Source organism: Rhizobium sp. PDO1-076, from assembly GCF_000247475.1.
Lineage (GTDB): Bacteria > Pseudomonadota > Alphaproteobacteria > Rhizobiales > Rhizobiaceae > Allorhizobium.
This window is the reverse complement of record NZ_AHZC01000026.1, coordinates 1-13,796: the sequence shown is the minus strand read 5'-3', so window position 1 is coordinate 13,796 and position 13,796 is coordinate 1. Positions and strand designations below refer to the sequence as shown.

Sequence of the window (13,796 nt, the reverse complement as noted above, 5' to 3'; positions counted from 1 at the left end):
GGCTGCCAGCTCGCGGGTCAGGGCCGGATTGGAGCCGATATAGGCTTCATAAAAAAGCTCGTAATTGCGCGGAATGGGAGCGACTCCCATTGTGCGCATTGCGAAAGAGATCTGTGCCGCGACGTCAGTTGCCTGCGTTTTTGGCGGTGTCGCCGTCGTCATCGGCCAACTCCAGTAGATTGGTCGGACCTTCTAGTCCCAATAAATTGTTTATCGATAAAAACTTTGAAAATGTTTAATTGCATTGCACTGATAAATCTATGGTGCAATTTCGCACTGTCGCCGGATTTATGGCGCAAGTATTTGTTTTTATTTATTTTTCAGACGTGACGTGCCTCTCGCTCGTCACGTCTGATCGCGTTTTGGGCTAGCCGAGATTGAATTCCTGGAAGAAATCGTTGCCCTTGTCGTCGGTCACGATGAAGGCGGGGAAGTCTTCGACCTCGATCTTCCAGACGGCTTCCATGCCCAGTTCCGGATATTCCAGAACCTCGACCTTGCGGATGCAGTCCTGGGCGAGACGTGCGGCCGGACCGCCGATGGACCCCAGATAGAAGCCGCCATGGGTCTTGCAGGCCTCGCGCACTGCGCGCGAGCGATTGCCCTTGGCGAGCATAACCATCGATCCACCGAAGGACTGGAACTGGTCGACATAGCTGTCCATTCGGCCGGCCGTCGTCGGGCCGAAGGAACCGGAGGCAAAGCCGGTCGGGGTCTTTGCCGGGCCGGCGTAGTAGACTGGATGGTTCTTCATGTAGTCGGGCATGCCTTCGCCCTTTTCCAGCCGTTCGCGGATCTTCGAATGGGCAAGGTCGCGGGCGACGATGATGGTGCCGGTCAGCGACAGGCGGGTCTTCACTGGATGCCTGGAGAGTTCCGCGAGGATCGCACTCATCGGCTGGTTGAGGTCGATTTTGACCATCGAGGAGGAGAGGGCGGTCTCGTCGATCTCGGGCATGTATTTCGACGGGTCGGTTTCGAGCTGCTCGATATAGATGCCGTCACGGGTGATCTTGCCCTTCGCCTGGCGGTCGGCGGAACAGGAAACGCCGAGGCCGATCGGCAGCGACGCACCGTGGCGGGGCAGGCGGATGACGCGAACGTCATGGCAGAAGTACTTGCCGCCGAATTGCGCGCCGACGCCCATCTGCTGGGTCAACTTGTGGATTTCCTTCTCCATCTCGATATCCCGGAAGGCATGCCCGCTTTCGGAGCCCTCCGTGGGAAGACAGTCGAGATAACGCGCCGAAGCGAGCTTGACCGTTTTCAGCGTCATCTCGGCAGACAGGCCGCCGATGACGATCGCCAGGTGGTAGGGCGGACAGGCTGCCGTTCCCAGAGTGAGGATCTTCTCCTTGAGGAAGTCGATCATGCGGTCGTGGGTCAGAAGCGAGGGGGTGCCCTGATAGAGGAAGGTCTTGTTGGCCGAGCCACCACCCTTGGCCATGAACAGGAACTTGTAGACGTCCTCGCCCTCTTCATAGAGGTCGATCTGGGCCGGCAGATTGGTCTTGGTGTTCTTTTCCTCGAACATCCTGATCGGCGCGAGCTGCGAATAACGCAGATTGCGGCGTTCATAGGCATCGCGGATGCCTGCAGCCAGCGCCTCGTAATCGCCGCCATCAGTCCAGACGCGACGGCCCTTCTTGCCCATGACTATCGCCGTGCCGGTGTCCTGGCACATTGGTAGAACACCGCCGGCTGCAATATTGGCATTCTTCAGCAAGTCGTAGGCGACAAACCGATCGTTGTCGGTCGCTTCAGGATCCTCAAGGATCGAGGCCAACTGCTTCAGGTGACCTGGCCGCAGCAGGTGGTTGATATCGGAGAGGGCCGTTTCTGCCAGCAGTCGCAGACCTTCCGGCTCCACGGTCAGGATATCCTGGCCCTTGAAGGTGTCGATGGAGACGTAGTCGGAGGTCAGCTTTCGGTAAGGGGTCTTGTCTTCGCCAAGAGGAAATAGGTCATCAGCCATCAGTCAAGAGCCTTTCGGGCGCAGGGGGTCGGATGGCGGTGTTTACGGCGATGGGGGTTAAATTTCAATGATTCTAAAGAGGGAGATGTGGCGCCAGCTGTCGCTCATGCCAGCTCGCCCAATGTCCTCAGAAAGCTTGCAGCATTGACACTCTCGCCCCCCGTCTGGGTCATGCTGCTTTCATAGGCTTTCTTCAGTTCCAGCTCGAATTGGTGCTGGTTGAATGCCGTGAGCCAGAGCACCAATGCTTCCTGCACGATCTGGCTTGAATTTGCGAAGCGACCAGCACCAATCATCGTCTCGATCCGGGCAACGACGTCCGGATCGAGGTAGACCGTCAGTGACTGTTTGGCGACCTCCCGCATGGCTATTACTTTAGCACGTTTGCAAGTAGGGTGTAATTCACCTTGTGCAGCCGTGCACAGGTTTGTGTCGGTCGCCGAACTTGGTCAGTTTGGCGCGATCATCAGTTCTGGCCGCACATACTGGTCGAATTCCTCGTTGGTGAGGTAGCCGCCTCCGACAGTTTCTTCACGCAGGGTCGTGCCGTTCTTGTGTGCGGTCTTGGCGATCTTGGCACATGTGTCGTAGCCGAGCTTGCCGTTCAGCGCGGTCACCAGCATGAGCGAATTCTCGACGCCCTTGCGGATGTTGTCTTCGCGTGCCTCGATGCCGACAACGCAATTGTCGGTGAAGGAGACGGCAGCATCACCGAGGAGTTGAACCGACTGCAGGAAGTTGTAGGCCATCATCGGATTGAAGACATTCAGCTCAAAATGTCCCTGGCTCCCGGCGAAGGTGATCGCGGCGTTGTTGCCGAAGATATGGGCGCAGACCTGGGTGAGGGCCTCCGACTGGGTCGGATTGACTTTGCCCGGCATGATCGACGAGCCGGGCTCGTTTTCCGGCAGCGACAACTCGCCCAGACCGGCGCGCGGACCGGAACCGAGGAAGCGGATGTCGTTGGCGATTTTGAAAAGGGCGGCAGCGGCGGCATTGATTGCGCCATGGGCAAAGACCATCGCGTCGTGCGCAGCCAGCGCCTCAAACTTGTTGGGGGCGGTGACAAACGGTATCGAGGTGATCCTGGCGATTTCCTCTGCAACCTTCTCGGCAAAGCCAATCGGCGCGTTCAAGCCAGTACCGACCGCCGTGCCGCCCTGGGCCAGTTCGTAGAGACCGGGCAGGGTCAGTTCAATACGCTTGATAGACGAGGCGACCTGGGCGGCGTAGCCGGAGAATTCCTGGCCAAGTGTCAGCGGTGTTGCGTCCTGGGTATGGGTGCGGCCGATCTTGATGATATGGGCAAAGGCCTTGGCCTTGGCGTCGAGCGCTTCGTGCAGATGCTTGAGGCCGGGCAGCAGATGATGAATGACATATTCAGCCGCCGCAATATGCATTGCCGTCGGATAGGTATCGTTCGACGACTGGCTCATGTTGACATGGTCATTCGGGTGGACCGGTTTCTTCGAGCCCATGACGCCGCCGAGTATTTCAATCGCGCGATTGGAAATGACTTCGTTGGCGTTCATGTTGGACTGGGTGCCTGACCCCGTCTGCCAGACGACAAGCGGGAAATGCTCATTCAGCTTGCCGTCGATGACTTCCTGCGCGGCTTCAACGATCACATCGCCGATGGCAGGGTCGAGTTTGCCCAGTGCCATGTTGGCGCGGGCTGCCGCCTGTTTGACAATGCCAAGCGCCCGAACCACCGGAAGGGGCTGCTTCTCCCAACCGATCTTGAAATTGCCGAGAGAGCGCTCCGCCTGAGCGCCCCAATAGCGGTCAGAGGCAACGCTGATGGGGCCGAAGGTATCGGTTTCGGTACGGGTGGTCATGGTCGTCCTGCTTTCGCTCTCACGCTTTCGCGTCATCGGTGGATCGTCGAATTGCCGGTAAACAATATCTAGGTCCGATATCTCCCAGCGCAACCGCATAACAATAAGATGAGAATTTCTGTCAAGATGTCAGCTCTGGCAAATTTTCATTGTGTCCATCGTCGCGCAAGGCATGCGCCAGCTTTTTACCGTGTTGCCGGTGGTCGGTCCCCTATGGTGACCGTTGGCTCCTGCGATTGCCTTCGCCGGCACGGCGACGACACAGTCCGGCTGTTCGACGTTGTGTCATATTCGGCACGGATCACAACAATTTGTGCAAGGCAGCACCGCGTAACGCCTGTGCCACGGTTCTGCTCACATTTGGCGTCAATCAAAAATTAACGAATATTTCCATTTAGTTTGCTGTGTCTGCCGGGTGCTTCGTTCAGCCGATTCACACAAAGTTGAGACCCTCTTTTGGATCCAAGAGCGCGGGCGCAACTTTTCAAGCAAAAGCCGATCGGCTAGTGATCCGCAAACAGGCTGTCGATGCCACGAGTCCATGTGACTCGCATATTGAAATGAGAGCGAGAATGACGAGAAACAGCAAATTCGTGGTAACCGCGCTTCTGGCCGCGGCCACTGCACTTGGCGGTCTTCCTCACGAGGCCGGCGCGACGACGCTTCTCGATCTTCTTCGCGGCGGCCCGGGAAAACAGACGAAGCGGCAGGCTGCATCGGCAGCACTCGAACAGCAGGCGCAAGGCGGCCTCGAAATGGGCGACCCGGAGCCGCTGCCGAAGGTTTCCGGACCGCGCTACTATACCTACAAGCCTGAGGCCCAGCGCGCGATTCAGGTCAAGCTACCGGTTGCCTCCGAAGGAGTTGAGGCGCCGGAAGGCCAGGTTGTTGGGGCTCGTCGCTTCCTGACGGAAGCGTCCGTGCGCGCGACCGACGACGTCGCCAAGATCGTTGAGGGCTATTATGGCAATCCGAACAAGCCGCTGATCTGGGTGACAGATGCAGCGCTTACGGAACGCGCGCATCAGATGATCGATGCGCTTTCCCATGCTGCAGACGCTGGTCTTTCGCCGGAAGATTATGCGGTCGTCACTCCAGCAGATTCTGGCGATCCGGCTGACCCGGAAAAGCGCCAGCGGGAGTTGATGGCTTTCGAGCTTGCGCTGTCAGCCAAGGTTCTGACCTATGTCAACGATACCACTCGCGGTCGCGTCGATCCCAACAAGATTTCCGGCTATCACGATTTCAAGCGCAAGGGTGTCAATCTCGCGCCCGTGCTGGACATGCTGCGACTGAGCCCGGATGTCGGCGCCTATTTGCGCAACCGTGATCCGCGCAATGCCGAATATGCCGCTCTGCGGACTGAACTTCTCCGCTTGCGGGCGGAAGACAGCAAATCTGCACCCGTTATAAAGGTTGCTCCGGGGACGCTGTTGAAGCCCGGCCAGTCCAATCCCGAGCTTGCCAATGTCATCGGCCTGTTGAAACAGGTCGGCTCCGATACCCTCAAGAGCCAGCATGCGGCGGTACTGGCTGCCTATGCAGGCGCGCCTGAATATTCACCTGAATTGGTCGCTTTGGTTGAAGCGTTCCAGCAGGAAAAAGGCCTGAAAGCCGACGGTGTCGTCGGTCCTGCAACCGTCCGGGCAATGACCGGGCACAGCAATGCCGATAAAATCCAGAAGCTGATCGTTGCCATGGAGCAGATCCGTTGGCTGCCGGCCGATCTCGGTCAGCGCTATGTCTTCATCAATCAGCCGGCCTACACCGCCTATTACATCAACGATGGCCGCGAACAGCTCAACATGCGTGTCGTTGTCGGCTCGCGTTCGAACCAGACCTATTTCTTCCAGGACCAGATCGAGACGGTGGAGTTCAACCCATACTGGGGCGTGCCGAAGTCGATCATCATCAATGAGATGCTGCCGAAGCTGCGGTCGGACCCAAGCTATCTCGACCGGCTGGGCTATGAGGTGAGCTATGGCGGGCGGAAGGTCGCGTCCAGCCAGATCGATTGGTACACGACGCATTCCGTCGATGTGCGCCAGCCGCCGGGTGGCGACAACGCGCTCGGTGAACTGAAAATCCTGTTCCCGAATGACCATGCCATCTATATGCATGACACGCCATCGAAGAGCTTCTTCAAGCGCGACATGCGGGCGTTGAGCCACGGTTGCGTGCGTCTGGCCGAGCCGCGTGTCATGGCCGCCGCCGTCATGGGCACCACCGTCGAGGAAATCGGCAAGCAGATCGCGTCTGGCCAGAACCGTGCCGTGCAGGTTCCGCAGAAGATCCCGGTCTATGTGTCTTATTTCACCGCCTGGCCGAACAAGGACGGCGTCGTCCAGTTCTTTGACGATGTCTACGGCCGCGACGAAGCGGTTGGCAAAGCCTTCGCGACCACCACGGATGCCCGTACGCCTGGGGCCTGAACGAAGATCTCGCGGTAGCGGTCTACAAGTTTGAACTGGCGGGCCTTGGCCCGCCATTTTTCATTGGGCGTGTCGCAATCGGTTCAGGCGTGTTCTACCAGTTCATGGACCAGGGCGACTGTCAGCTCATCGAAGTGGTTGATGATACGGCTCGCGCCGAGGGATTCGATCGGGGTATCGGAATAGCCGAAGGGGACCGCGACCGACGGGATGCCGGCATTGCGGGCAGCCAGGATGTCGTTGACGCTGTCGCCGATCATCAATGCGCGCCTGGGGTTTCCGCCGGCTTTTTCGATGGTGCCGGTGAGGTGTCCGGCATCCGGCTTGCGGACCGCAAATGTGTCTCCACCGGTGATCGCGGCGAAGTGATGTGTCAGACCGAGCTTTTCAATTAGCGGACGCGCGAGTTCTTCCATCTTGTTGGTGCAGACAGCCAGGGTGAAACCCTCTGCTGCAAGACGCTCCAGTGCTGCGACAAGTCCGGGGTAGGGGCGGCTTTCACCCGGCATGCCGGACTTGTAATGATTGATGAACCGCTCGAGCAAGGCCGGCAGTTGCGCATCATCGAGCGGCACTCCCCGGAGCGCGAAAGCCCGTGCGATCATCACGCGGGCGCCCTGACCGACGAGGTGGGTGAGGTCGCCGTAACCGACCGGCGCAAGGTCGTGGATCGCGATCGTGTGGTTCAGGCTGGCGACGAGGTCCGGTGCGGTGTCGACAAGTGTGCCGTCGAGATCGAAGACGATGGTCGTTTGTGTCACGCGGAGGCTCCATTCGCTTGGGCGGCAAGGTCTGTTCGGCGTTAGGGGAAATCCTCCGAAAAGGCAACGGCGGCGGTATGGTGAGGGCTTTCGTTTGTTGGAGGAGGCGTGTAAACAGCTTCCGACGAAACGGATGGGAGCTTTTGGCGCATGGACGCCCGCGAAATGAAGATCAAGGCCGCAGCCGCGGCTCTGGAGCATGTCGAAGACGGCATGCGCCTTGGTATCGGCACCGGTTCAACCGCGGAAGAGTTCGTTCGCCTGCTTGCGGAAAAAGTGGCGGGCGGCATCAAGGTTCAGGGTGTGCCGACATCCGAGCGGACTGCGCGTCTTTGTGTCGAGCTGGGCGTGCCGCTGAAATCGCTCGACGAACTGCCGGAGCTTGATCTGACCATCGATGGTGCTGACGAAATCGATCAGCGCCTGACCCTGATCAAGGGCGGTGGCGGCGCTTTGCTGCGCGAAAAGATCGTCGCCGCAGCGTCTCAGCGAATGATCGTGATTGCCGACGAGAGCAAAGTGGTGGACACACTTGGTCAGTACCCATTGCCGATCGAAATCAATCCTTTCGGTCAGGTGTCCACGCGTGTCGCGATCGAAAAGCTCGCATCGCGCCTTGGTCTGAGCGGCGCGCTGACACTGCGGGCCAGAGGCGACGACGGTGTCTTCATGACCGACGGCGGACATCTCATTCTCGACGCATCTTTTGGCCGTATTCCTGATGCAGACGCATTGGCTAGCCAGCTCAATGCCATTCCCGGAGTTGTGGAACACGGCCTATTCATCAACTTGGCCTCTCTCGCCATCATCGCCGGTCCGGCGGGTGCGCGGGTGATGGAGCCGAAGAACTAAACAGGAGCACTGAATTTCATGATCAGCTTTTCGGGTATGAGCCGTTTCGCATCGGTCGCCGTTATTGTCGGCAGCGTGATGCTGGGCGCGATCTCCGCCAAGGCGCAGGATGTTGCGCCGGAGCACATTCAGGCCGCGCGCGCGGCGATCGCGTCACTTGGCGTGACCGACCGCTTTGACGCCATCCTGCCGAATGTCATGAACCGCCTGACAGGCCAGCTGATTCTGGCTTACCCTAATCTGCAGGACATCATTTCCGCCAAGGTGGAGGAAGAAGCGTTGAAGCTTGCGCCGCGCCGCGCTGATCTTGAGCAGGAATCGGCCCTGGTCTATGCCAAGGCTTTCTCCGTCGAAGAACTGCAGGCGATCACCGCATTCTACAGCAGCGATGCCGGCAAGAAGCTTCTCAAGGACGGCCCGATCGCCACCCGCGAACTGTTGAAGGCTGCCGACATTTGGACGTCGGGCATCGCCCGCGACCTGGAAAAGCAGGCCAATGAAGCGTTGCTCAAGGAAGTTGGCGCAACGCAGCCTGCTGTGGCGCCGGCTACGGATGCGCCCAAGCCTTAATCTGATGAATTCCAGCGAATAGATGAAGCCCGGGCCCTGGTCCGGGCTTTTCTTTTGGGCTCCACCCACCCTATATCAGGGCCGTCCCGTGCGTTGGGGCGGCAAGGAGAGAAAATGTCCAGTTTCGACTATGACCTGTTTGTGATTGGTGGTGGGTCCGGTGGCGTGCGCAGTGCGCGTCTGGCGGCATCGCTTGGCAAAAAGGTTGCGATTGCGGAAGAATATCGCTTCGGTGGCACCTGCGTCATTCGTGGCTGCGTGCCGAAAAAGCTGTTCGTCTATGCCTCGCAGTTCCACGAGCATTTCGAGGATGCGGCCGGTTATGGCTGGACAGTGGGCGAAAGCACATTCGACTGGACGAAACTGATTGCCGCAAAGGACCTGGAGATTGCCCGCCTCGAAGGCCTGTACCGCAAAGGCCTGGACAATGCCGGCGCCGAGATCATCGAGTCGCGCGCCGAACTTGTCGGCCCGAACAGCGTGCTGATCAAGAAAACTGGCAAGGTGGTAACTGCCGAGAAGATCGTGATCGCAGTCGGCGGTGGTGCGAACCCGCATGCAGCCCTGCCAGGCCACGAACTCTGCATCACCTCGAACGAGGCTTTTCATCTGGAAACGCTTCCACGTTCGATCCTGATCGCAGGCGGTGGCTATATCGCGGTGGAATTCGCCAATATCTTTCATGGTCTCGGTGTCGAGACGACATTGATCTATCGCGGTGCCGAAATCCTCAGCCGCTTCGACCATGATATGCGCCGTGGCCTGCATGAGGCGATGGAAGCCAAGGGGATCCGGATCCTGTGCCATGATCATATCCAGTCCGTGGCCAAGACTGCGAATGGTGGTCTCGAAGTCGAGACGATGAACAATGGCAAGCTTGCCGTCGATCAGGTCATGCTGGCACTCGGACGCGATCCCTATACCAAGGGCCTCGGACTTGAAGCGGCCGGCGTTGCCACCAACGAGCGTGGTGCGATTGTCGTGGATGCTTATTCTCGCACCAATGTGACCGGCATCTTCGCACTCGGCGACGTGACCGACCGCGTGCAATTGACACCGGTCGCTATCCATGAGGCGATGTGTTTCATCGAGACGGAATACCGGAACAATTCGACTTCGCCGGACCACGAGATGATTGCGACCGCTGTATTTTCTCAGCCGGAGATCGGGACTGTCGGCATGTCGGAAGACGAGGCGGCGAAACGTTTCGATGAGATCGAAGTCTATCGCGCGCAGTTCCGTCCGATGAAGGCAACGCTGTCCGGTCGGGCTGAAAAGATGATCATGAAGCTGATCGTCAACGCGGCCGACCGAAAGGTCGTCGGGGCGCATATCCTCGGTCATGACGCAGGCGAAATGGCCCAGCTCCTCGGCATTACGTTGAAGGCCGGTTGCACGAAGGACGATTTCGACCGGACCATGGCGGTACATCCGACGGCGGCGGAAGAACTGGTGACGATGTATAGCCCTAGCTATCGCATCAAGAACGGCGAACGGGTTTAATCTAGTGAAGATCTGCGCCACGCTGATGGCGGCGCGCGGTCTGGTTGAAGACAAAGAGGCGCGGCAATGCCGCGCCTCTTTGTGATTGAACTCTGTTCAAGCTTCGTCTGTCCGGCCCGATGGTTTCAAGCCCATGCCAGCACCGGTGCTGCAAGAACGGCGAGCCCCAGGACAGAGAGCGCGATCAACCGCATGCGGTTTCTTCTACGCGTAAGGGCACCATTCCAGTCATACGCCATAACACGATCCTCATGATCTACGCAGGAAACCGAAGTTTCCAATACAGTTCGCAATACCCCCGCCTGTCGGGGTAGTCAGCGGGACTTGCGTGAGGCTGACCAGGGGAGGGCAATCGCGATGTCATATTGGTCAAGTGTTGATTACAGATCTCGAATGTGCGACGGCCGTGGTCGTCTGACAAGCCCGCGCGAATGTGTCGGCCTGTTACAGACTGTGAATAATGTGTGTAACTCTTGTGCAGTGCCGCATTTCAGCGGCGGAGGCTGAGCCAGTCTATTGCTGGCGCCCAGAGTGAATCTCTGAATGTCTGGCGGAAAAAGCCCAGATGGCCGATTTTTCCACCCGCTTCCCCCGGTGCGTGCCACCGCGTCTCGATCTGTGCATTCGTGTAGTGCTTGAGCAATGCCTGTTGGGCACGCGGTGTGCCCCAGGGGTCGTCTGTCATGCCGAGAGCAAGGATCGTCGTCGTGACCTCACCGAAGCGATGAATGGCATTCATGGACGGATCGGCAAAGAAATATTCGGGATGACGCCCCCAACGGCTCCATTCCCGAAAAACCGTCCCCGGCAGCGTTTCCCCCAGGCCGATCCATCCCGGTACATTTCCCGTTAACATCGCGATGGGTACGCCGATCAGGTTCATCAGGGCGAAGACTTTCCACGGTTCGTTGGTATTGGCCCAATGGCCCGTCATCGGCGCAACCATCAGGTAACGGTCGAAACGATCAGCGCGGCCACCCAGCGCCAGAACTTGGCTGCCGAATGATTGTCCGATGCCAACCATGGCATGGCCCGGTGCCTCGCGCTCAAGTGCGTCGACGGCTGCGGGCATATCGAAAAGTGCCCAGTCGCGCATCAGCAGTGGTCGCCGCCAGCCCGGTTGAACGGGTGATCTGGCGACTCCGCGATAATCGTAGGTGAGTGCCGCACGGTAACCGTGATCGGCAACCAGATGTTCGGCGAAGCGGGTATAGATCGTGCGCGGAACCGCTGCTGCCGACGAGATCAGGGCGAGGGGACCATTACCGTTGCCGCTGAAGAGCGTGCCGGTCAGCGGGAATTGATCCGCGGTGTTGAATCTGATTTCCCGACTGGTGATCGCGTAACGAGTGTCCATGGCAGCGTTCTTCCTCTACATGGCGTCGAAATTACGTTTACGTGAACGTCTATTATTGTTCATCGGGATCGGAATGACAACGTTCTGCGCGCGCGACCTCCATGCTCGAAACGGATCGGTTTCGGATTGGTATTCGGGGACTGTCGACATTGTTTTTTCCGTTCGAAAGCCCTTAAACTTCGACTTTGCAAGCCACATATAACGGTTTATAAGCCCCCATCCGACGCGGCCGGGAGGAGGCCGTTTTTCTATTTCAGGACAGGTGACGACCATGGCGCAGAATTGGACCCCGAACAGCTGGAGGCAGAAGCCTATCAAGCAGGTTCCGGCCTATCCGGATCAGGAAGCTTTGAAGGCTGCCGAGCTGCAGCTTGCATCCTACCCGCCGCTCGTTTTTGCCGGTGAGGCGCGCCGCCTGAAGAAGGCGCTCGGCAATGTTGCCGAAGGCAACGGCTTCCTGTTGCAGGGTGGCGATTGCGCCGAGAGCTTTGCCGAACATGGCGCGGACAATATCCGCGACTTCTTCCGCGCCTTCCTGCAGATGGCTGTCGTTCTGACATTTGGCGCGCAACTGCCGGTGGTCAAGATCGGCCGTATCGCCGGCCAGTTCGCCAAGCCGCGCTCGTCGGATATGGAGAAGATCGGCGACGTCGAGCTTCCGAGCTACCGCGGTGATATCATCAACGGCATCGAGTTCACCGAGGATGCACGTATCCCGAACCCGGACCGTCAGCTGATGGCCTACCGCCAGTCTGCTGCAACGCTGAACCTGCTGCGTGCCTTTGCCATGGGTGGCTATGCCAACCTTGAGAATGTACACCAGTGGATGCTTGGCTTCGTCAAGGATAGCCCACAGGCCGAGCGCTACCGCAAGCTTGCCGACCGTATTTCCGAAACCATGGACTTCATGAAGGCTGTGGGCATTACGTCGGAAAACAATCCGAGCCTGCGCGAAACCGATTTCTTCACCAGCCACGAAGCGCTGCTTCTCGGCTATGAAGAAGCATTGACCCGCGTCGATTCGACGTCCGGTGACTGGTATGCCACGTCCGGTCACATGATCTGGATCGGTGACCGCACGCGCCAGGCAGACCACGCGCATCTGGAATATTGCCGCGGCATCAAGAACCCGATTGGCCTCAAGTGCGGCCCGTCGCTGCAGGCTGACGATTTGTTGAACCTGATCGACATCCTCAACCCACAGAACGAAGCCGGTCGTCTGACGCTGATCTGCCGCTTCGGTCATGACAAGGTTGCCGAGCACCTGCCGCGCCTTATCCGCGCGGTCGAACGAGAAGGCCGCAAGGTCGTTTGGTCGTGCGATCCGATGCATGGCAACACGATCACGCTCAACAACTACAAGACCCGTCCGTTCGAACGCGTCCTGTCGGAAGTCGAGAGCTTCTTCCAGATCCACCGTGCGGAAGGTTCGCATCCGGGCGGCATCCATATCGAGATGACCGGCAAGGACGTGACCGAATGCACCGGTGGTGCGCGTGCTGTTTCGGCGGAAGACCTGCAGGACCGCTACCACACCCATTGCGACCCGCGCCTCAACGCCGATCAGGCGCTCGAACTGGCCTTCCTGCTGGCCGAGCGCATGAAGGGTGGCCGCGACGAAAAGCGCATGATGGTTGCCAACGGCTAAGCTGTCCGATCGATAGAAATGATATGCAAAGGCCGATGCGAAAGCATCGGCCTTTTTCATTTCCCGGCGCTGAACTGCTGCCTATTGAACGAGAACCGACTGCATGCATCGCGCGTCGGTGACCCTGATATCGGTTTCGCCCACCCTGATGCCGAGTGTCAGCAACGTGTTGTAGAGGATCTTGTCGAGCGGGACAGTGAGCGCCGAAAGCGTATCGGACAGAGCCATCTGGATGGCTTTTGGACTGCTGATGCTCAAGGGGCCGAGCCGCACGTCAAGATCAAGGTTCTTCAACAACGATGCCTGCAGGGATGTCAGAGTATCGCTCGTCGATATCGTTTTGATCACGTCTGATCTGATGTCACTGGCGGTGAAGGTCAGGGTTTTCGGCTGCATGTTGCTCGCGTTGACATAGGCGAGTGCGTCAATACCCAGTAGCGGCGCTGCGACAAGGGTTGCTTTGCTGACACGCGGCGTGGTGCCGAAGTTGGCAAACGCCTTGGTGTTGACCTCGCCGAGGGCCAATTCGACGACGCCCGGCACTGCTTCCACCTGTACATTGCCTTCATTGCTGGCACCCTGGCAACGAATACTGGCCAATTTTGCTTCCGCGTGGGCCACTTCGAGGTAGATCGGTACTCTGACCTTTATCCCGGCGAGTGCCAACATGCCCTCGCTGCTGATTTCGATCGCCAGCCTTGTTTGCGCAGTACGGATGATCGTTCCGGGCGTACCGACGGCGGCTTTGGGCGAGACGATTGCCGGCTCGCCGATGGCAAGGCTTAGTTTGGCGGATGCCAGGCCCGGTACCTTTACGCCAAGATCAAGATCGATTTGCGACTGCTCATTTGCGGCGCTGG

Annotated in this window: 10 protein-coding genes and 2 pseudogenes; 5 read left to right on the top strand and 7 right to left on the bottom strand. The window is 58.6% G+C overall.

Annotated features, from left to right (window positions below; translation table 11 throughout):
- The 4 genes and pseudogenes from PDO_RS27700 to fumC all read right to left on the bottom strand — a co-directional run.
- A pseudogene (locus PDO_RS27700) lies at nt 1-162 on the bottom strand (GGDEF domain-containing protein); the annotation flags it as partial.
- Between the two features lie 205 nt (nt 163-367).
- Nucleotides 368-1,975: a fumarate hydratase gene (locus PDO_RS02510; RefSeq protein ID WP_007597354.1), complete on the bottom strand. Its 1,608-nt coding sequence runs from the start codon at nt 1,973-1,975 to the stop codon at nt 368-370.
- A 104-nt stretch (nt 1,976-2,079) separates the two neighbouring features.
- On the bottom strand, nt 2,080-2,340 hold the full coding sequence (locus PDO_RS02505) for a hypothetical protein (protein ID WP_007597353.1): 261 nt from the start codon (nt 2,338-2,340) through the stop codon (nt 2,080-2,082).
- An 84-nt stretch (nt 2,341-2,424) separates the two neighbouring features.
- Nucleotides 2,425-3,849, bottom strand: a complete 1,425-nt coding sequence (fumC, locus tag PDO_RS02500; RefSeq protein WP_244426326.1) for a class II fumarate hydratase — start codon at nt 3,847-3,849, stop codon at nt 2,425-2,427.
- Nucleotides 3,850-4,385: 536 nt separating this feature from the next.
- On the opposite strand from fumC, the gene PDO_RS02495 reads away from it, so the two are divergent.
- Complete coding sequence (locus PDO_RS02495) at nt 4,386-6,245, top strand: L,D-transpeptidase family protein (protein ID WP_007597351.1); 1,860 nt, start codon at nt 4,386-4,388, stop codon at nt 6,243-6,245.
- Between the two features lie 83 nt (nt 6,246-6,328).
- On the opposite strand, the gene PDO_RS02490 is transcribed toward PDO_RS02495, so the two are convergent.
- Complete coding sequence (locus PDO_RS02490) at nt 6,329-7,006, bottom strand: HAD family hydrolase (RefSeq protein ID WP_007597350.1); 678 nt, start codon at nt 7,004-7,006, stop codon at nt 6,329-6,331.
- Nucleotides 7,007-7,156: 150 nt separating this feature from the next.
- Between PDO_RS02490 and rpiA the strand changes: the two genes are divergently transcribed.
- The 3 genes from rpiA to gor all read left to right on the top strand — a co-directional run bounded on the left by rpiA (nt 7,157) and on the right by gor (nt 9,931).
- Nucleotides 7,157-7,858: a ribose-5-phosphate isomerase RpiA gene (gene rpiA / locus PDO_RS02485; RefSeq protein ID WP_007597349.1), complete on the top strand. Its 702-nt coding sequence runs from the start codon at nt 7,157-7,159 to the stop codon at nt 7,856-7,858.
- 18 nt (nt 7,859-7,876) lie between these two features.
- A complete protein-coding gene (locus tag PDO_RS02480; protein WP_007597348.1) occupies nt 7,877-8,428 on the top strand; it encodes a DUF2059 domain-containing protein in 552 nt (183 codons plus the stop codon).
- Between the two features lie 114 nt (nt 8,429-8,542).
- Nucleotides 8,543-9,931, top strand: a complete 1,389-nt coding sequence (gor, locus tag PDO_RS02475) for a glutathione-disulfide reductase (protein ID WP_007597345.1) — start codon at nt 8,543-8,545, stop codon at nt 9,929-9,931.
- 490 nt (nt 9,932-10,421) lie between these two features.
- Here the strand turns inward: gor and PDO_RS02470 are convergent, their stop codons facing one another.
- Nucleotides 10,422-11,288: an alpha/beta hydrolase family protein gene (locus PDO_RS02470; RefSeq protein ID WP_007597343.1), complete on the bottom strand. Its 867-nt coding sequence runs from the start codon at nt 11,286-11,288 to the stop codon at nt 10,422-10,424.
- A gap of 271 nt (nt 11,289-11,559) precedes the next feature.
- Between PDO_RS02470 and PDO_RS02465 the strand changes: the two genes are divergently transcribed.
- A complete protein-coding gene (locus tag PDO_RS02465; protein ID WP_007597342.1) occupies nt 11,560-12,936 on the top strand; it encodes a class II 3-deoxy-7-phosphoheptulonate synthase in 1,377 nt (458 codons plus the stop codon).
- 81 nt (nt 12,937-13,017) lie between these two features.
- Here PDO_RS02465 and PDO_RS28170 read toward each other — a convergent pair.
- A pseudogene (locus PDO_RS28170) lies at nt 13,018-13,796 on the bottom strand (hypothetical protein); the annotation flags it as partial.

What these genes read in the sequence shown, in the direction of transcription:
- PDO_RS02480 (WP_007597348.1), top strand. Translation starts at nt 7,877, where the DNA reads ATGATCAGCTTTTCGGGTATGAGCCGTTTCGCATCGGTCGCCGTTATT.
- PDO_RS02470 (WP_007597343.1), bottom strand. Translation starts at nt 11,288, where the DNA reads ATGGACACTCGTTACGCGATCACCAGTCGGGAAATCAGATTCAACACC.
- PDO_RS02495 (WP_007597351.1), top strand. Translation starts at nt 4,386, where the DNA reads ATGACGAGAAACAGCAAATTCGTGGTAACCGCGCTTCTGGCCGCGGCC.
- rpiA (WP_007597349.1), top strand. Translation starts at nt 7,157, where the DNA reads ATGGACGCCCGCGAAATGAAGATCAAGGCCGCAGCCGCGGCTCTGGAG.
- fumC (WP_244426326.1), bottom strand. Translation starts at nt 3,849, where the DNA reads ATGACGCGAAAGCGTGAGAGCGAAAGCAGGACGACCATGACCACCCGT.
- PDO_RS02505 (WP_007597353.1), bottom strand. Translation starts at nt 2,340, where the DNA reads ATGCGGGAGGTCGCCAAACAGTCACTGACGGTCTACCTCGATCCGGAC.
- PDO_RS02510 (WP_007597354.1), bottom strand. Translation starts at nt 1,975, where the DNA reads ATGGCTGATGACCTATTTCCTCTTGGCGAAGACAAGACCCCTTACCGA.
- gor (WP_007597345.1), top strand. Translation starts at nt 8,543, where the DNA reads ATGTCCAGTTTCGACTATGACCTGTTTGTGATTGGTGGTGGGTCCGGT.
- PDO_RS02465 (WP_007597342.1), top strand. Translation starts at nt 11,560, where the DNA reads ATGGCGCAGAATTGGACCCCGAACAGCTGGAGGCAGAAGCCTATCAAG.